Source organism: Pseudomonas sp. 910_21 (assembly GCF_052850735.1).
Genome location: NZ_VXCY01000010.1, coordinates 163,716 through 181,178 on the forward strand (window position 1 = coordinate 163,716; position 17,463 = coordinate 181,178).

Consider the following 17,463-nt stretch of genomic DNA (forward strand, 5'->3'; position numbering starts at 1 on the left):
ATCTTTTGGAGATGCTCGATGCCTTTTCGCTATTTCATCAAACAGTTACTGCTGCCGCCCGGCATTCTCTTGCTGTTGCTTCTGCTCGCCTGGAGCCTGCGTCGTTCCAGGCCTCGATTGGCGCGAGGGTGCTTTGTTCTGGGGTTGGGTGGCTTCTGGTTGATGAGCCTGCCGGTAATGGTGGAGTGGGGAGCTCGTGGGCTTGAACGGTTACCGCCCTTGCCACAGAGTCAATGGGCCAGCCTGGCAGAGCAGGCGGATGCGATCGTAGTCCTGGGTTCCGGCCGTGAGCGGGGTGACCCGGCTTGGGGTTCTGACCAGCCCACCGGCGTGGGTTTGGAGCGCGAGCGTTATGCTGCTCGGCTGGCCAAGGCTTCCGGATTGCCCCTGTTGACCAGTGGCGGCCTGCATTACGGCACGCCGCCCACCGAGGCTGCACTGATGGCCGAATCACTGCTCAATGACTTTGGTGTGCACGTGCGTTGGCAGGAAGGTCGCAGCCGCACCACATGGGAAAACGCCCAGTTCAGCGCCGAAGTCTTGCAGCCATTGGGTATCAAGCGCGTGGTGGTAGTGACCCAGGCCTGGCACATGCCCCGTTCCGTCTGGAGTTTTGAGCGCGCAGGATTTGTCGTAGTGCCGGCACCGGTAGGTTTTCTGGGGGTGGACAACGCCCGCCCGTTGGGAGGCTGGATGCCGGAGTTCAAGTCGATCTGGCAGAGCGGCCAGTTGCTGAACGAGGCGGTGGGCCAGTTAGGCTATCGCCTCTTTTATCGCTGATCACCGCGCCGACTCCAACAGGAGCCGGCTTGCGGGCGACGGTTTCTAGACGGTCTTGGCAATACGGCTGGCCAGCAAGGCCCAGCCAAACAGCAGGGCGCAGAGCACTGCCAGCGGCCATGAGCGCCACTGCAAGTACGGCGTCAGGTTGTGCATGGGCACCACTTCGCCATAGAGAATGCCACGCTCGAACTGTGGAATCTGCACGGTGATCTTGCCGAACGGATCGATCAGCCCGGTGACTCCGTTATTGGTGGCGCGGATCATCCAGCGCCCGGCTTCCAGGGCGCGCATCTGAGCCATCTGCAAATGCTGCAGAGGGCCGATGGAGGTGCCGAACCAGGTGTCGTTGCTGATGGTCAGCAGTAGGTCGCTGCGGGCCGAGAGGCCGGCGGCGAACTCAGGGTAGACCACTTCGTAGCAAATGAACGGCGCAATCCGATACCCCTTGGCTTGCAGCAGTGGCTGGTCGGCCGGACCGCGGGCAAAGTCCGACATCGGCAGGTTGAAGAAGTCGATCAGGCCGCGCAGCAGCTCTTGCAGGGGCACGTACTCGCCAAAGGGCACCAGTTTCTGTTTCAGGTAGGTGCCGTCGCCTTCGCCGGTTACGGTGATGCCGTTGAAGTAGCGTTTTTCATGGTGCACCAACTGGCGCACCGGAACTCCGGTAATCAGCGCTGAATGACGATCGGCGGCAAAGTTGCCCATCATCGTCAGGTAGCCCTCGGCTGACTCCTTGAGCAACGGGACGGCGGTTTCCGGCCAGACCAGCAAGTCCACGCGCTTGCTGCTGAAACTCATGTCGCGGTACAGGGCCAACTGGGCATTGAGCTCGGCCGGGTCCCATTTCATGCTTTGTTCGATATTGCCCTGGATGGCGGCGACCGAAAGCGGATCACCCGAAGGGCTGGTCCAGGCGTGACCTTTGAGTGCCAGGCCAACTACCCAGGGCGCAGCCAGCAGCAACAGGCCGGCGACGATAAACCCCTTGCGTCCGGCCTTGATCAGGCGCGGCAGGTTGTAGAGCAACGCAGCGGTCAACGCCAGGGAGAAGGAAATCAGCCAGATGCCGCCCACAGGTGCGAGTCCTGCCAGGGGACCGTCGAGCTGGCTGTAGCCGGAGTAGAGCCAGGGGAAGCCGGTGAGGAACCAGCCGCGAAACGCTTCCTGTCCCAGCCACAGGGCGGCGAATGCCAGAGCGTCCGCCAGAGGGGCTTCGTTGCGCCGTAGCCAGCGGGCCCAAAGCCAGGCGGGCAGGGCGAAAAACCAGGCAATGGCGGCGATGAAGGCCAGCATCAGCAGGCCGGCAAGCAGCGCGGACGCACCGCCGTAGGTGTGGATGCTGACGTAGATCCAGCTGGTGCCGGCGCCGAACAGGCCGAAACCGAAGCACCAGCCACGGCCCAGAGCCTGGCGGGGCGTGAGCTCCCGCAGACCGGCATAGAACAGTCCCACTGCCAGCAGCGCCAGGGGCCAGATGTCGTAGGGCGCCAAGGCCAGGGTGGTGATGGCGCCGGCTGCAACGGCCAGCAGGTTGCCGGGCCAGCCGGGTCGGGTTGAGCGCTGCAAGAGGCGTTTCATCAGCTCTTTCCTGTTTCGCACCGGGCGGGGCGCGAGGAGATGGGGTGGGTGGATTCAGATGAGTGGCGAACCCTGCGGCGCTGTTTGACAGTCCGCCCCCGAGATCTGTCGTCCCGGGGCCTGGTGGTTGGCCTTGGGACGATGATTCTGTGCGGGGGAGGGCTGATGACCCTTGTCCCTAGCGGGAGATGGGGGTCAGGCGCAGCAGATGAATCCGCCGGCTGTCGGCGTTGAGCACGCGGAAGCGATAGGCGCCGATTTCAGTGATTTCGTTGCGTTTTGGCAAGTGGCCGAAAGCACTCATCACCAGGCCGCCGACGGTATCGAATTCGTCATCGGAGAAGTCGCTGTCGAAAAACTCGTTGAAGTTCTCGATCGGCGTCAGCGCCTTGATCAGGAAGTCGCCGCTGGGAAGCGGTTTGATGTAACTGTCTTCCTCGACGTCGTGCTCGTCCTCGATGTCGCCGACGATCTGTTCCAGCACGTCTTCGATGGTCACCAGGCCTGCCACTCCGCCGTATTCGTCGATGACGATGGCCATGTGGTTGTGGTTGGCGCGGAACTCGCGCAGCAGCACGTTCAGGCGCTTGGACTCGGGGACGAAGGTCGCCGGGCGCAGCAGATCCTTGATGTTGAAGCTGTCGCCGTTCTCCTTGAGGATCAGCGGCAGCAGGTCCTTGGCCAGCAGGACGCCCATCACGTCGTCATGGCTTTCACCGATCACCGGGTAGCGCGAGTGCGCCGAATCGATGACCGCAGGCAGGAACTCCCGTGGTGTCTGGGTCGCCTTGATGCTGATCATCTGCGAGCGCGGAACCATGATGTCCCGGACTTGCAGGTCAGCTACCTGGATGGCGCCTTCGACGATGGCCAGCGCTTCGCTGTCCAGCAATTTGTTCTGATGGGCTTCGCGCAGCAGCTCCAGCAGCTCCTGGCGGTTTTTCGGCTCATGGGCAAAAGCCTGGGTCAGTTTGCCCAGCCATGACTTTTGCCCGTTGCTCGATCGATCTTCGCTCATAGCGATTGCTCTGAATCCTTGGTTATTACAGGTGGATGTTGTTGATCAGCTTTCGTCGTCTGCATAAGGGTCGGGATGACCCAGTTCAGCAAGCAACGTTCGTTCCAGCGCTTCCATTTCTTCGGCTTCGTCATCATCTATATGGTCGTAACCCAACAGATGCAAGCAGCCGTGAATGACCAGATGGGCCCAATGGGCCTTAAGTTCCTTGCCTTGTTCGGCGGCCTCGCGTTCGACCACCGAAATGCAGATCACTAAATCCCCCAGCAAAGGGATATCCAGCAGCTCATCTGGCACGTCGGCAGGAAATGACAACACATTGGTTGCGTAATCTTTGTGACGCCAGGTGTGATTCAGCTCACGGCCTTCGTCTTCGTCCACCAGGCGGATGGTCAGTTCCGAGTCGGCCGTGCGCTGGCGCAGAGCCAGCTCGCACCACTGGCGGAACTCTTCATCGCTGGGGGCCGGCTGCTGGCTGGCGCGTTGCAGGTCAAGCTCAAGCATCGCGGCGGTTGCCCCTGTCGGCGGAAGCCTTGGCGGCCTCATCGTCGGCTCGCAGCTCGAAGCGCTCATAGGCTTCGACAATGCGTTGCACCAGTGGATGGCGCACCACGTCCTTGGGCATGAAGTGAGTGAAGCTGATGCCGGGTACATCCTTGAGCACGTTGATCACTTGGGCCAAGCCCGATTTGGTGCCCTTGGGCAGGTCGACCTGGGTGATGTCGCCGGTGATCACTGCGGTGGAGCCGAAACCGATCCGGGTGAGGAACATTTTCATCTGTTCCACGGTGGTGTTCTGACTTTCGTCGAGGATGATGAAACTGTTGTTCAGGGTCCGGCCGCGCATGTAGGCCAGGGGCGCGATCTCGATGACCTGGCGCTCGATCAACTTGGCCACTTGTTCGAAACCGAGCATTTCATACAGCGCGTCATATAGCGGGCGCAGGTACGGGTCGATTTTTTGTGCCAGATCGCCGGGCAGGAAGCCGAGCTTCTCGCCCGCTTCCACGGCTGGCCGCACCAACAGGATGCGCCTCACTTGCTCACGCTCCAGGGCATCTACGGCGCAGGCCACGGCGAGGTAGGTCTTGCCGGTACCGGCCGGGCCAATGCCGAAGTTGATGTCATTGCCGAGAATTTCTTTCACATAGCGCTGCTGATTCAGGCCGCGAGGGCGAATCATGCCCTTCTTGGTGCGCAGGGCTACGGCGGCATCGGCCACCGATGGGTTGTCCAACTCTTCCACGGCGGATTCCTGGAGGAACAGGTGCACCAGGTCCGGCGATAGCTCGGTGCCCTTGGTTTCCCGGTAGAGACGGCGCAGAAGATTTTCCGCGGAGGTGGTGTGCTTGGGTTCGCCGATCAGTTCGAACTGATTGCCGCGGTTGCGGATCTCGATCGTCAGGCGCTGCTCGATCAAGCGCAAATGCTCGTCGAATTGCCCGCACAGATTGGCGAAGCGGCGAGCCTCGAAGGGCTCGAGGATGAAACGATGAGGTTCTATGGGTGCGTTCAAGGTCGTTTTTTAGCCGCCCAACGGCAATTAAGATGAATTCAAGGATAACGCCAGCGGCCTGGGTGCGAAAGCTCTTATACGGAGCAATGGCCGGTGGTGCTTTCTTCGTGGGAGCCGACTTGTCGGCGAAGGTGCTCTTGAGGGGCTCTTCGCTGGCAAGCCGGCTCCTACACAAGCCAGTGCCTACACAAGTTCAGTTCTTACGATAACAGCGAGCCGCGCAGCGAATGGGGCTGCGCCGAGTCAATGTGCACGTCGGCGAACTGGCCGATCAGTGTGGGATTGTCGCAACGGAAGTTGACGATCCGGTTGTTCTCGGTACGGCCCTGCAATTCGCCAGGGTCTTTCTTGGAGTAATCGGTGACCAGAATACGTTGGGTCGAGCCGACCATTTGTCGGCTGATCTCGAACCCTTGCTGGTTCAGGCGATGCTGCAGCGCATTCAGGCGCTCCTTCTTCAGCGCTTCCGGTGTGTCGTCGGCCAGGTCGGCGGCGGGGGTGCCTGGGCGCTGGCTGTAGACAAAGGAGTAGGAGAAGTCGAAACCTACGTCCTCGATCAGCTTCATGGTCTGCTGGAAGTCTTTCTCTGTCTCGCCCGGGAAGCCGACGATGAAGTCCGAACTGATGCAGATGCCCGGAACTGCCGCCCGTAGCTTGCGCAGTTTGGATTTGTATTCCAGAGCCGTGTGGTTGCGTTTCATCGCCGCCAGAATGCGGTCCGAGCCCGATTGCACCGGCAGGTGCAGGTGTTTCACCAGCTCTGGTACTTCGGCATGAGCCTGGATCAGGCTGTCGGAGAATTCCAGAGGGTGCGATGTGGTGTAGCGAATTCGTTCGATACCATCGACCGCGGCGACTACGCGGATCAGCTCGGCCAGGTCCGCCATACGTCCGTCGTGGGTCTGACCCCGGTAGCCGTTGACGTTCTGGCCCAGCAAGGTGACTTCACGAACACCGTTTTCCGCCAGGTGGATGATCTCGGCGATCACGTCGTCAAATGGGCGGCTGACTTCTTCGCCGCGGGTATAGGGCACCACGCAGAAGGTGCAGTACTTGCTGCAGCCTTCCATCACCGAAACATAGGCGCTGGGGCCGTCGATGCGCGGCTCGGGCAGGTGGTCGAATTTTTCGATTTCCGGGAACGAGACATCCACTTGCGGCAGCTTGGTGGCGCGGGCGACGTCGATCATTTCTGGCAGGCGGTGCAGCGTCTGCGGGCCGAAGACCACGTCCACATAGGGCGCCCGATCACGGATGGCCGCGCCTTCCTGACTGGCCACGCAACCCCCGACGGCGATCACCATGTCCGGGTTGGCCAGCTTAAGCTCGCGCCAGCGCCCCAGTTGGGAGTACACCCGGTCCTGGGCGCGTTCACGAATGGAGCAGGTATTGAGCAGGATGACGTCAGCGTCTTCGGCACGAGCGGTGACTTCCAGGGCCTGATGTTCACCCAGCAGATCCACCATGCGCGAGCTGTCGTACTCGTTCATCTGGCAGCCGTGGGTTTCGATGTAAAGCTTCTTGGCCATGGACCTCGGTCTCACGTGATTCAAAGAACCGCGCATTATAGGGTCCATGCCCACAGGTTCCTAGCGTTGCGCATCGGGTAGCTATGCTATAGTTCGCGCCCTATTTTTGTCCCCCGATGTGTTGCCCGCCCACCATGACCAAACGTGAAGCCCCAATCTATAAGGTGATTTTCCTCAACCAGGGCCAGGTGTTCGAAATGTACGCCAAGCAGATCTATCAAAGTGATCTGTGGGGTTTCCTGGAAGTGGAAGAGTTCGTCTTTGGCGAGCGCACGCAAGTGGTCGTCGATCCGAGTGAAGAAAAGCTCAAGGCTCAGTTCGAAGGCGTTGTGCGCAGTTTTGTGCCGATGCATTCGATTGTGCGTATCGACGAAGTGGAGCGCCTGGGCACGCCGAAGATCAGCGAAGCCCGTGGCGTGAGCAACGTCATGCCGTTCCCAATGCCAATGCCCGAAAAATAAGCCTGGTTTGCGTAGGAGCCGGCTTGCCGGCGAATGGCACGAAGGTGTTACGGCAGTGGCGAGAAAGGCGAACGCCCATCGGCGCTCTGCAGTTCCATCAGGTACTTGCGGAAAATCTGTCCCAGCACCTGGGTCGCGACTTCCAGTTCGTCACGCTGCATGTGCTCGGCGACTTCGTCGGCGGTGTCCAGGGCGTCTTCGGCACCGTTGACCGCAGCCATCTTCAGCACGATGTAGGCTTGAACGTTGTTGGCCGGCACGCCTTCGCCGTGGAAGAACATGGTGCCGAGCTTGAACTGCGCCTGAGCGTGGCCTTGCAAGGAGGCCTTTTCGAAATAGCTCAGGGCTTGATTGAGGTCTCGCGGCGCGCCTTTGCCCTCGTAGTAGAACTCACCCAACTCGTATTGCGCCTGTGCATCCCCTTCATCGGCGGCTTTCTGGCACGCGGCTAGCGCCTCGGCCTGTTCCTGTGCCTGGGGATCGAGGGTGCAGCGACCCATCGCTGGGATCAACAACGAGTTGCCGCCTGCTTGTGCGTGCGCGAGCAGGGGCTGAAGGAGCAACAGGCAGCCCAATGTCAGGGCGCGGCCGGTGCGGTTCATGGGAATCGACTTACCTCTGAGGGGCGCGCGGACCCGGCGAGGGGTCCAATAAGCGCGCATTATGAAATAAGCAGGGCCAACCTTACAAAGTCTTTACTCGTTTTTCTGCTGCGTGGCCGCGATATCCGCCGGTTTGCTGAGTATTTCCCCCTTTGCCAAGGGAAAGTTCGAGTAAAGCACGAAGCTGGCATGGTTGATCACCACGCCAGCCTTACAGCGCTTACTTCAAGGCGGCAAATGCGCGTTCTGCTGCATCCAAAGTCAGTTGCAGCTCGGCCTCGCCGTGGGCGATCGAGGTGAAACCGGCTTCGAAGGCACTTGGCGCCAGGTAAACACCGCCTTCCAGCATCAGGTGGAAGAAGCGCTTGAACAGGTTGGCATCGCTGGCCATCACGTCGTCGAAGGTGACGATGTCGTCGGCGCCACTGAAGTACAGGCCGAACATGCCGCCGGCCTGAGTGGTGACGAACGGAATGCCCGCGGCATCGGCGCGTTGCTGCAAGCCTTCGAGCAAGCGGCTGGTGTAGTCGCTCAGTTCGGCGTGGAAGCCCGGGCGGCTGATCAGACGCAGGGTGGTCAGGCCGGCAGCCATGGCCAGCGGGTTGCCGGACAGGGTGCCTGCCTGGTAGACCGGACCCAGGGGCGCGATATGTTCCATGATCTTGCGCTTGCCGCCGAAGCAGCCCACCGGCATGCCGCCGCCGATGATCTTGCCGAAGGTGGACAAGTCTGGAGTCACACCGTAATGGGCCTGGGCGCCGCCGAGAGCGACACGGAACCCCGTCATCACTTCGTCGAAGATCAGCACTACGCCGTGTTGGTCGCAGAGGGTGCGCAGCCCCTCGAGGAAGCCTGGCGCCGGTGGCACACAGTTCATGTTGCCGGCCACTGGCTCGACGATAATGCAGGCCACTTCCTGGCCTACTTCAGCCAGCATCTTTTGCACTGCTGCGATGTCGTTGAAGGGCAGGGTCAGGGTGTGTTTGGCGAAAGCCGCAGGTACACCGGCAGAGCTGGGGACGCCTTGAGTCAGAGCGCCGGAACCGGCCTTGACCAGCAGGCTGTCGGAGTGGCCGTGGTAGCAGCCTTCGAACTTGATGATGCTATCGCGGCCGGTAAAGCCCCGGGCCAGGCGAATTGCGCTCATGGTGGCTTCGGTGCCGGAGCTGACCATGCGCACCATTTCCATGGAGGGAACGATGGAGCACACCAGATCGGCCATTTCGGTTTCCATGGCGGTGGGGGCGCCGTAGGACAGGCCATGCTCCAGTTGCTTACGTACCGCGTCCAGCACGTCCGGGTGACTGTGGCCGAGAATCATCGGGCCCCAGGAGCCGACATAGTCGACATAGCGCTTGTCGTCTTCGTCAGTGACGTAGGCACCTTCGGCGTGCTTGAAGAACAGCGGGGTGCCGCCCACGCTCTTGAAGGCGCGGACCGGCGAGTTGACGCCACCAGGGATGTGTTTCTGGGCGTTGGCAAACAGGGTTTCGGAACGGGACATGATCGGGCTCTCAAAAATCGGCAGTGGGCTATTCAAAGATTAAACAGGGCGTTAAAGGCGCGGGCGCGGCGTGTCACTTCTGCAGCGCTCTCGGCGCCGAACAGGCCGTGGACCACCGCCAGCAGATCAGCGCCGTGGCTCACCAGGGGGGCGGCGTTTTCCAGGGTGATGCCGCCAATCACGCAAATCGGCAGATGCAGGCTGGCCCGGGCCTGATCCAGCAACTCCAGGCTGGCAGTGGGCGCGCCGGGTTTGGTGGTTGAGTTGAAGAAGCGGCCGAAGGCGACATAACTGGCGCCTTCCTTGGCCGCTTGCTCGGCCAGCGGCAACTGGTCATGGCAGGTGGAGCCGATGATTGCCTGGCGCCCCAGCAGGGCGCGGGCCGGCGTCAGGGGGCCGTCGGTCTGGCCCAGGTGCACGCCGGCACCGATGCGTGCCGCCAGCTCGGCGTCATCGTTGATGATCAGGCGGGTCTTGTAGCGTTCGCACAGGGTCAGCAGGGTTTCAGCTTCCCGCAGGCGGCGGGCCTGGTCGTCGCTTTTATCGCGGTACTGCAACAGGGTGACGCCGCCTTCCAGCGCCGCCTCCACGTACTTCAGGAACTTGCCGGCCAACAGCTGGCTGTCGGTGATGGCGTACAGACCACGTAGTTTCATTGAGCGGGCCTCATGACATTACGAGCAGAAATCCAACGGCAAGCGGCGCGGCACGAACTGGCCACGGCCCAGTTGCTCGGCGTCGCGCAGGGTGCGCCAGGTGTAATCCAGGGCAGACTTCACCGCACTGGCCAAGTGTTCGCCTTGTGCCAGGCGCCCGGCCAGGGCACTGGCCAGGGTACAACCGGAGCCGTGGTAGCTGCCGGGCAGGCGCTGGCAGGTGTACGTCTCGCGCAGGCCGTCGCGGCTGTACAGACGATTGTGCACTTCGTGTTCATCGCCATGGCCGCCGGTAATCAGCAGGTGCTTGACGAACGGCAGGAGTTTTTCGGCGCATTGGTCGGCGCTGCCTTCGGGCAGTTCCGCAAGAATTCGGGCTTCGGGAAGGTTGGGAGTGGCAATGGTGGCCAGGGGCAGTAGGCGTTCGCGCATGGCGTAGCCCACTTCATCCTTGCCCAGTCGGCCGCCGCCGCCGGCGCGCAGCACCGGATCGCACACCAGGGGCAGGTGCGGGTGCGCCTGGAGCAGTTCGACCACGGTGTCGACCATCTCCAGGGAGCCCAGCATGCCCAGCTTGACCGCGGCGACAGTGGAGTCGTTGAGCACGGCATTGGCTTGGGCCAATACCCACTCGCGATCCAGAACGCGGAAATCGCTGACGTTGACCGTGTCTTGCACGGTCAGGGCGGTGACAGCCGGAGCTGCGTGACAACCCTGAGCCAGCAGGGCTTCGATATCTGCCTGCAAGCCGGCGCCACCACTAGGGTCGTGGCCGGAGAGACAGAGGACAACGGGGCGAGAGCTGTAGATATTCATGGGCGGCGAGCTTACCACCAAACGCTTTTTTTCGCGGCGGCTGGCGCGCAATGCAAGTTGTCGCTTTGCCGTGTTCGATCTTCTTGACCGATGCAACAGCTCTAGCTCGCTGGATTGCGCTGAAAGGCCCGTTCTAGAGCCTTTAGACTAAAATTTTCAATGGTGTTCATTGGCCATCAGCGGCTATGCTAGAGTGCATTCAAACCAATAACAGGTCATGCCGGTCTTGCGTCTGCTCAAGGGAAATGGGGGACTTCCTGACACCACCGGACAAGCCACGCTGGGGCTTTATGCGCTATTTGCTGATGTTGCTGTTGAGCTTGCCGATGCTGGCTGGCGCCGTCGAGTTCGACGAGTTCACTCAACGCCTGCCCTTGGGCCGAGTGATGCAAGTACTCGAAGACGTGGGTGGCGAAGCGACAATTGCCGATGTCAGTTCGGGGCCTCTGGCTGAGCACTTCAAACCCCACGATAAAGATACCCTCAATGCCGGCTATTCACGTTCGGCCTTCTGGCTGAAGATCGACCTCCAATATCACCCCGGCAATCCCACGGCGCAGCGCAACTGGTTGCTGGAGCTGGCCTATCCGCCCCTGGACCACCTGGACCTGTACGTCCCCGATGAAACCGGTGGTTTTCGTCTGGCGGAGCGCACCGGCGATGCCTTGCCGTTCGACAGTCGGCAGATCCGCCAGAACAACTACCTGTTCAACCTGAGTTTCTCCCCCCATGAACACAAGACCCTGTATCTGCGCCTGGCCAGTGAAGGTTCGATCCAGGCACCGCTGAGCCTCTGGTCCAACACGGCCTACCTCGAGGCGCAGCCAGTGCGCCTCTACGTGCTGGGGCTGATCTACGGGGTGTTGCTGGGCATGCTGGTGTACAACCTGTTCATCTACCTCAGCGTGCGCGACACCAGCTACCTCTACTACATCGTCTACATCGCTTCGTTCGGTCTCTATCAACTGTCGGTCAACGGTGCCGCAGTGGAGTACTTCTGGCCCAACAGTCCATGGTGGGCCAATGCGGCGACACCCTTCTTCATCGGCGCCGCAGGACTGTTCGGCAGTCAGTTTGCTCGCAGTTTCCTGCAGACCTCCCGGCACAGTCCCTGGGTTGATCGCGTGTTGCTGGCGCTGATGGCTTTTGGGGCGCTGGTCATGGCCTTGTCACTGATGACCAGCTACGCCCTGGCCTTGCGCCTGGCCACCACTCTGGCGCTGCTGTTTACCGTGGTGATCTATGTGGCGGGGATCGTCGCCTGGTGTCGCGGATTGCGGGTGGCGCGTTACTTCATCATTGCCTGGTCGGCTTTTTTGTTTGGAGGGGTGATCAACACGTTGATGGTGCTGGGTTACCTGCCGAACGTATTCCTGACCATGTACGCCAGCCAGATCGGCTCGGCGATCGAGGTGGCGCTGCTGTCCCTGGCTCTGGCCGACCGGATCAATTCGATGCGCGAGCAACAGGCCCAGACTCTGCTTGAGGCCGGGCAGAAGCTTGAAGTGCTGAACCAGCAATTGGCTCACAGCAACCGTCTCAAGGACGAGTTCCTGGCCACCTTGACCCACGAGCTGCGCACGCCGATGAACGGTGTCATTGGCTCGCTTGAACTGATGCAGACCCTGGAACTGGACCCAGAGATGGAGCAGTACCAGCAGACCGCCGCTGGCTCGGCGCGGGACATGATGCGCATGGTCAACGGCATCCTCACCCTGACCGAACTGCAAGCCGGCAAGCTCAGCGCCCAGCGCCAGCCGTTCAGCCTGCGTTCGTTGCTGAGTGCACTGCAAACCCAGTTCGGCGCCAGCGCTGCGGCCAAGTCCCTGTCCTTTCAGGTCGACCTCAGCGCCGGGTTGCCCGACCGCTTGCAGGGGGATCGCTGCAAGCTCAGCCATTGCCTGGAGTGCCTGCTGGAAAACGCCGTCAAGTTCACCCATTCCGGTGGCGTGGTGTTACGGGTGGTCACCCGGTCTGTTTCGACCGAGCGGGTGAGTCTGAGCTTTGAGGTGATCGACAGCGGGATAGGTTTCGTCAATCTGGACGAGGCAACGCTGTATCAGCGTTTCTTCCAGCTTGACGGCTCCATGACGCGTGAATACGGCGGATTGGGCATCGGCCTGGCGATCTGCCGGCAATTGGTGGACTTGCTGGGCGGGCAGTTGACCCATGAGTCCACGCCTGGCCAGGGCAGTTGTTTCCGCTTGCTGGTGGAGTTCGATGCCCAGGAGCCGATTCCTCGGGCGCCGGTAACCCTTCATCGGCGTGCGCCCCAGGACTGTACCGTGCTGTTGATGGACGATAACGACGTTGATCAACTTGTGGTACGAGGCATGCTGCTCAAGCTGGGATACCGAGTGCGCACCGTTGGCAGCCCCACGGATGCGCTGCAACTGCTGGGGCGTGAACTCGTCAGCGCGGTGCTGATCGATGGCCAGATCACTGCAGCGCAACTGGGGGCATTTCGTCTTCAGGCCCAGGCAATGCCAGGATACGCCCACCTGCCCATCTTGCTGGCCTGCGTTCCTGGTACTGAAGGTTGTGCGGCGACAGCAGGGGCCGACTGTCTTGGCAAACCGGTGAAATTCGAGGCACTGCAAGCGGCGCTGTTGAAGTGGGTACTTTGTGTTGAGCAGGGCGAAAGTGCCGACATTTAGGCGGATATGCCACTTTGTTCGGGGTGGAGCGGGTGCTTAACTGGGGTCTTGGCACACCCTGAAGGAGTCCTGCAATGAACCTCCACCAGTTCGCTGAAACCCACGAAGTCACCAACCAGCCGCCCGCCCTGGACGGCGCCAACCTCTATCGGATCGACCTGCCGCTGCAGCAATGGATGCGGCGCTTCGATGCCGGCTGGGCCGAATCCCGGGTCGACGCCTATGGCGCCCTGGCGGGTGGTCCGTTGATGGAGGCGGGGTTCCTGGCCAATCAGAACAAGCCGGTATTTTCCAGTCACGACCGCTTTGGTCACCGGATCGATCTGGTGGAGTTTCACCCGGCGTATCACCAGTTGATGCAGGCGGCCATCGAGGGCGGGCTGACCTCGCTGCCCTGGACCGAAGCACAAGCGGGCGCTCATGTAGCCCGCGCCGCCATGACCTATCTGCACAGTCAGGCCGAGGCTGGCAGCGGTTGCCCGTTGACCATGACGTTTGCCTGCGTGCCGGCGCTGAAACTGCAGCCGGACATCGCCGAGCAGTGGCTGCCGAAGATCCTCGCCACCCAGTACGACCCGCGTAATGTTGGCATGCAGCACAAGACCGGGCTGACGATTGGCATGGCCATGACCGAGAAGCAGGGCGGGACCGACGTTCGCGCCAACACCACCCGAGCCTATCCGGTGGGGGCTCCGGGGCCGGGGCAGGCTTATGAACTGGTGGGACACAAGTGGTTCTGCTCGGCGCCAATGTGCGATGCCTTCCTGACCCTGGCTCAGACCGACAAGGGCCTGACCTGTTTCCTCCTGCCCCGTCATCGCCCGGATGACAGCCGCAACCAGTTCTATATCCAGCGCTTGAAGAACAAGCTGGGCAACCACTCCAATGCTTCCAGCGAAGTGGAGTTCCGTGGCGCTCTGGCCTGGATGATCGGTGAAGAAGGGCGCGGCGTACCCACCATTATCGAAATGGTCGCCATGACGCGCTTCGACTGCATGGTCGGCTCCAGTTCGCTGATGCGCCAGGCCTTGACCCAAGCCAGCCATCATTGTGCCCATCGCAGCGTCGGCGGGCGGGTGCTTAGTGAGCAGCCGCTGATGCAGAACGTGCTGGCCGACCTGGCCTTGGAAAGTGAAGCGGCCCTGGCCTTGAGCATGCGCATGGGACGAGCCTTGGATCATCAGGACGATGCCCAGGAAGCGAAGTTCTCTCGGCTAGTGACGGCAGTGGGCAAGTATTGGATCTGCAAGCGCGCCCCGGCCATGATCAACGAGGCCGCCGAATGCATGGGTGGCGCCGGATATGTCGAAGACAGCATCCTGCCGCGGCTGTACCGCGAGGCGCCGGTGAACTCCACCTGGGAGGGCTCCGGTAACGTGCAATGTCTGGATGTGTTGCGAGCCCTGTCGAAAGAACCCGGGGTGCTGGATGTGTTGTTTGCCGAGCTGGGGGATGGGCATGGCGAGCGGCGTCTGGCGGCGCATATTGCGGCGCTCAAGGACAGCTTCAAGGACACCGGCGACATCCAGTACCGGGCCCGCCAACTGACCGAGGACATTGCCCTGGGTCTGCAGGCCAAGCTGTTGCTGGAGGCTGGTAACGAGGTGGTCAGCGACGCCTTTATCGCCAGCCGTCTTGGGGGGCAGAGCGGTCGGGTCTACGGTACCTTGCCTCGCGGGTTGGACGTGGCCGCCATTGTTGCCCGCTCCACGCCTCAAGGCTTCTGACCTTTTGTAGGAGCCGGCTTGCCGGCGAAGAGGCCTTGCCGCCGCGATCGTCGGCACGCCGGCTCCTACAACTCCGCTGTTCCCGTGGGACGGTGTTGCAGGCAAGATGAACGCCTGCAAGATCAGAACACAGGATGCTTATCGTGACCGAAGCTTTTATTGTCGTTCAAACCGCCGAGCAAGCCGTGGATCGGCTTGCCGCTTTGCATGAGCGGGCCACCACGGCGCTGAGCCAGGCGCTCAAGCGTTACCTCAAGGACCGGGTCGAGCCGGATGCCGCGCAAAGAGCGCTGTTTCGCTACCCCGAACTGCGCCTGACCTACCAGTGCCACGGCGAAGTCCCGCAGACCACCCGAGCCTATGCCAAGGTTCAGCTGCCGGGCACCTACAGTATTACCGTCACTCATCCCGCCGCCTTCCGTAACTACCTGCTCGAGCAGTTGGTCCCCCTGATGCACGACTTCACCGTCACGGTGGAAGTGGGCGTCAGCGAACAGAACATCCCCTATCCCTACGTGGTGGAGCAAGGCGACGAGCTGGCCGGTTCCGGTGTGACGGCTGCGGCGCTGGCCCGGGTGTTCCCCAGCACCGACCTGTCGGCTGCCACCGACGGTATCGCCGATGGCCTCTACGACTGGGAAAACACTCACCCGCTGCCGTTGGCGCTGTTCGATGCGGCGCGGGTCGATTTCTCTCTGCGGCGCCTGGTGCATTACACCGGCAGCGACTGGCGTCATGTGCAGCCGTGGATCCTGTTGACCAACTATCACCGTTATGTCGACCAGTTCATCGTCCATGGCCTGGAGCAACTGCGCAGCGATCCGCGTTTTGTGCGCATGGTCCTGCCGGGCAACGTGATCATTGAAAAGAGCATGGATCACGGCGAGGCTTCGGCAATCGCCGCCGGTGTGGTCTGGCATCGTTACCAGATGCCGGCGTATCACCTGCAGGCCAGCGATGGCCACGGTGTGACCCTGGTGAATATCGGCGTCGGCCCGTCCAATGCGAAGAACATCACCGACCACTTGGCGGTGCTGCGCCCTCATTGCTGGCTGATGATTGGCCACTGCGGCGGGCTGCGACAGTCCCAGACCATCGGCGATTACGTCCTTGCTCACGCCTACATGCGTCGCGACGGCATTCTTGATCGCGTAGTGCCGCCGAACATTCCGATCCCGGCCCTGGCCGAGGTCCAGCTGGCGTTGCAGCAAGCGGCGGCCAATGTCACCGGGGAGAAGGGCGAGCAACTGAAGAAGCGCCTGCGCACCGGCACGGTCCTGACTTACGACGATCGCAACTGGGAGTTGCGCTGGGCCGAGGAGCGTCCGTTGATCAACCTGTCCCGGGCCGTGGCGGTGGACATGGAAAGCGGCACTATCGCGGCCCAGGGTTATCGCCTGCGGGTGCCCTACGGCACCTTGCTGTGTGTCTCGGACAAACCCCTGCACAGCGAGATCAAGTTGCCGGGGGCGGCCAATGCCTTCTACGAGCGGGCGGTCAGCCAGCATTTGAAGATCGGTATCGAAGCCGTGGACCTGATGCGCAGTGAGCTCAACTCCCTGCACTCGCGCAAACTGCGCAGCTTCGACGAGCCGCCTTTCCGCTAAGCGTTTAATCCATGGCCATTTGGCGATCAGGCCACTAGCATTGTCGGTCCTGATCGCTGAATGTTCCTGATCCCATGTCCCGTCCGTCCCGTCCTGCTTCCCGTCGCCCTGGCGCGAAGCCGTTTTCCGTTTCCCCCTCCAAGCGCGTGGCCAAGGCGCCACCGGCCGAGCCGAAGCTGATCCTGTTCAACAAGCCTTTCGACGTGCTGACCCAGTTCAGTGATGGCGAGGGACGAGCGACGCTCAAGGATTTCATCGCCATTCCCGGGGTCTACCCGGCCGGGCGCCTGGACCGCGATAGCGAAGGGTTGCTGCTGTTGACCAATGACGGGCAGTTGCAGGCGCGAATCGCCGATCCCAAGCACAAGTTGGCCAAGACGTATTGGGTGCAGGTTGAAGGCGAACCCTGCGCTGAGCAGTTACAGCGCCTGCGTGACGGGGTGGAGTTGAACGACGGCATGACCCTGCCGGCCGAGGCACGGCAGCTGGAAGAACCAGAGCTGTGGCCGCGCAATCCGCCAGTGCGCTTTCGCAAGAGCGTGCCCACCAGTTGGCTGGAGTTGGTGATTCGAGAAGGGCGCAATCGCCAGGTGCGGCGCATGACCGCGGCCGTCGGCCTGCCGACCTTGCGGCTGGTGCGGGTCAGGATTGGCGACTGGACCCTGGATGGCCTGGATCAGGGCCAGTGGAAGGAGGTGCCGGCGCGCTTATAGAGCGCCGGACTCGATCAGGCCGATCACCACACTCTTGATGATGAAGGCGGCTACGCCCAGGCCCAGCACGAAGAACAGGATAAAGGAGCCGAAGCGTCCGGCTTTGGACTTCTTGGCCAGGTCCCAGACGATGAAACCCATGAATATGATCAGGATGCTGACCAGACCGGTCATCATCCACTCTTCGAATACTGCTGGGTCCATCGATCATCTCCATTGCAGACAGGGCAAAAAATGCCGGGCGAGTATACGCCAAGGGATACTGGCCGAGCATTGATCTGCCTGCGTTACGTCGC

At 61.6% G+C, this 17,463-nt stretch carries 16 protein-coding genes; 6 read left to right on the plus strand and 10 right to left on the minus strand.

Annotated features, from left to right (window positions below; all coding sequences use genetic code 11):
* The first annotated feature begins 18 nt into the window (after positions 1-18).
* A complete protein-coding gene (locus tag FW796_RS27575) occupies positions 19-780 on the plus strand; it encodes a YdcF family protein (protein WP_346635676.1) in 762 nt (253 codons plus the stop codon).
* A 45-nt stretch (positions 781-825) separates the two neighbouring features.
* On the opposite strand, the gene lnt is transcribed toward FW796_RS27575, so the two are convergent.
* The 5 genes from lnt to miaB all read right to left on the minus strand — a co-directional run bounded on the left by lnt (position 826) and on the right by miaB (position 6,424).
* Positions 826-2,349 carry an apolipoprotein N-acyltransferase gene (gene lnt, locus FW796_RS27580; RefSeq protein WP_446440442.1) on the minus strand — a complete coding sequence of 508 codons (1,524 nt, stop codon included), beginning with the start codon at positions 2,347-2,349 and terminating at the stop codon, positions 826-828.
* Between the two features lie 190 nt (positions 2,350-2,539).
* Positions 2,540-3,379 (minus strand): HlyC/CorC family transporter, encoded by an 840-nt coding sequence (locus FW796_RS27585; protein WP_011063653.1) that lies wholly within the window; start codon positions 3,377-3,379, stop codon positions 2,540-2,542.
* A 45-nt stretch (positions 3,380-3,424) separates the two neighbouring features.
* The gene (gene ybeY, locus FW796_RS27590; protein WP_446440399.1) at positions 3,425-3,883 is read right to left on the minus strand and encodes an rRNA maturation RNase YbeY; all 459 of its coding nucleotides are present in this window, start codon (positions 3,881-3,883) and stop codon (positions 3,425-3,427) included.
* Positions 3,876-4,895: a PhoH family protein gene (locus tag FW796_RS27595; RefSeq protein WP_346635677.1), complete on the minus strand. Its 1,020-nt coding sequence runs from the start codon at positions 4,893-4,895 to the stop codon at positions 3,876-3,878. The genes ybeY and FW796_RS27595 overlap by 8 nt, the downstream gene beginning before the upstream one ends.
* 200 nt (positions 4,896-5,095) lie before the next feature.
* Complete coding sequence (gene miaB, locus FW796_RS27600) at positions 5,096-6,424, minus strand: tRNA (N6-isopentenyl adenosine(37)-C2)-methylthiotransferase MiaB (protein ID WP_221810687.1); 1,329 nt, start codon at positions 6,422-6,424, stop codon at positions 5,096-5,098.
* Between the two features lie 134 nt (positions 6,425-6,558).
* On the opposite strand from miaB, the gene FW796_RS27605 reads away from it, so the two are divergent.
* Positions 6,559-6,885, plus strand: coding sequence for a DUF1820 family protein (locus FW796_RS27605; protein WP_007927079.1), 327 nt, complete (start codon positions 6,559-6,561; stop codon positions 6,883-6,885).
* A 47-nt stretch (positions 6,886-6,932) separates the two neighbouring features.
* Here FW796_RS27605 and FW796_RS27610 read toward each other — a convergent pair whose 3' ends face one another.
* The 4 genes from FW796_RS27610 to FW796_RS27625 all read right to left on the minus strand — a co-directional run bounded on the left by FW796_RS27610 (position 6,933) and on the right by FW796_RS27625 (position 10,463).
* Complete coding sequence (locus tag FW796_RS27610; protein WP_253127814.1) at positions 6,933-7,487, minus strand: tetratricopeptide repeat protein; 555 nt, start codon at positions 7,485-7,487, stop codon at positions 6,933-6,935.
* A gap of 220 nt (positions 7,488-7,707) precedes the next feature.
* Positions 7,708-8,991 carry a glutamate-1-semialdehyde 2,1-aminomutase gene (gene hemL / locus FW796_RS27615; RefSeq protein ID WP_446440400.1) on the minus strand — a complete coding sequence of 428 codons (1,284 nt, stop codon included), beginning with the start codon at positions 8,989-8,991 and terminating at the stop codon, positions 7,708-7,710.
* 32 nt (positions 8,992-9,023) lie between these two features.
* Complete coding sequence (gene thiE, locus FW796_RS27620; protein WP_346635679.1) at positions 9,024-9,647, minus strand: thiamine phosphate synthase; 624 nt, start codon at positions 9,645-9,647, stop codon at positions 9,024-9,026.
* A gap of 18 nt (positions 9,648-9,665) precedes the next feature.
* Entirely contained in the window at positions 9,666-10,463 is a 798-nt protein-coding gene (locus FW796_RS27625) for a hydroxymethylpyrimidine/phosphomethylpyrimidine kinase (RefSeq protein WP_042941299.1), read from the minus strand.
* A gap of 290 nt (positions 10,464-10,753) precedes the next feature.
* On the opposite strand from FW796_RS27625, the gene FW796_RS27630 reads away from it, so the two are divergent.
* From FW796_RS27630 to FW796_RS27645, 4 genes are all read left to right on the plus strand, one after another.
* Positions 10,754-13,120, plus strand: a complete 2,367-nt coding sequence (locus tag FW796_RS27630; protein ID WP_346635695.1) for a hybrid sensor histidine kinase/response regulator — start codon at positions 10,754-10,756, stop codon at positions 13,118-13,120.
* Between the two features lie 74 nt (positions 13,121-13,194).
* Positions 13,195-14,847, plus strand: a complete 1,653-nt coding sequence (locus tag FW796_RS27635; RefSeq protein ID WP_446440401.1) for an acyl-CoA dehydrogenase family protein — start codon at positions 13,195-13,197, stop codon at positions 14,845-14,847.
* A gap of 134 nt (positions 14,848-14,981) precedes the next feature.
* The gene (gene amn, locus FW796_RS27640) at positions 14,982-16,454 is read left to right on the plus strand and encodes an AMP nucleosidase (RefSeq protein ID WP_346635681.1); all 1,473 of its coding nucleotides are present in this window, start codon (positions 14,982-14,984) and stop codon (positions 16,452-16,454) included.
* 146 nt (positions 16,455-16,600) lie between these two features.
* Positions 16,601-17,167 (plus strand): pseudouridine synthase, encoded by a 567-nt coding sequence (locus tag FW796_RS27645; protein WP_346635696.1) that lies wholly within the window; start codon positions 16,601-16,603, stop codon positions 17,165-17,167.
* Here the strand turns inward: FW796_RS27645 and FW796_RS27650 are convergent.
* Entirely contained in the window at positions 17,162-17,371 is a 210-nt protein-coding gene (locus FW796_RS27650; protein ID WP_003228500.1) for a DUF2788 domain-containing protein, read from the minus strand. The two genes, FW796_RS27645 and FW796_RS27650, sit on opposite strands and share 6 nt — an antisense overlap.
* Positions 17,372-17,463: the final 92 nt, after the last annotated feature.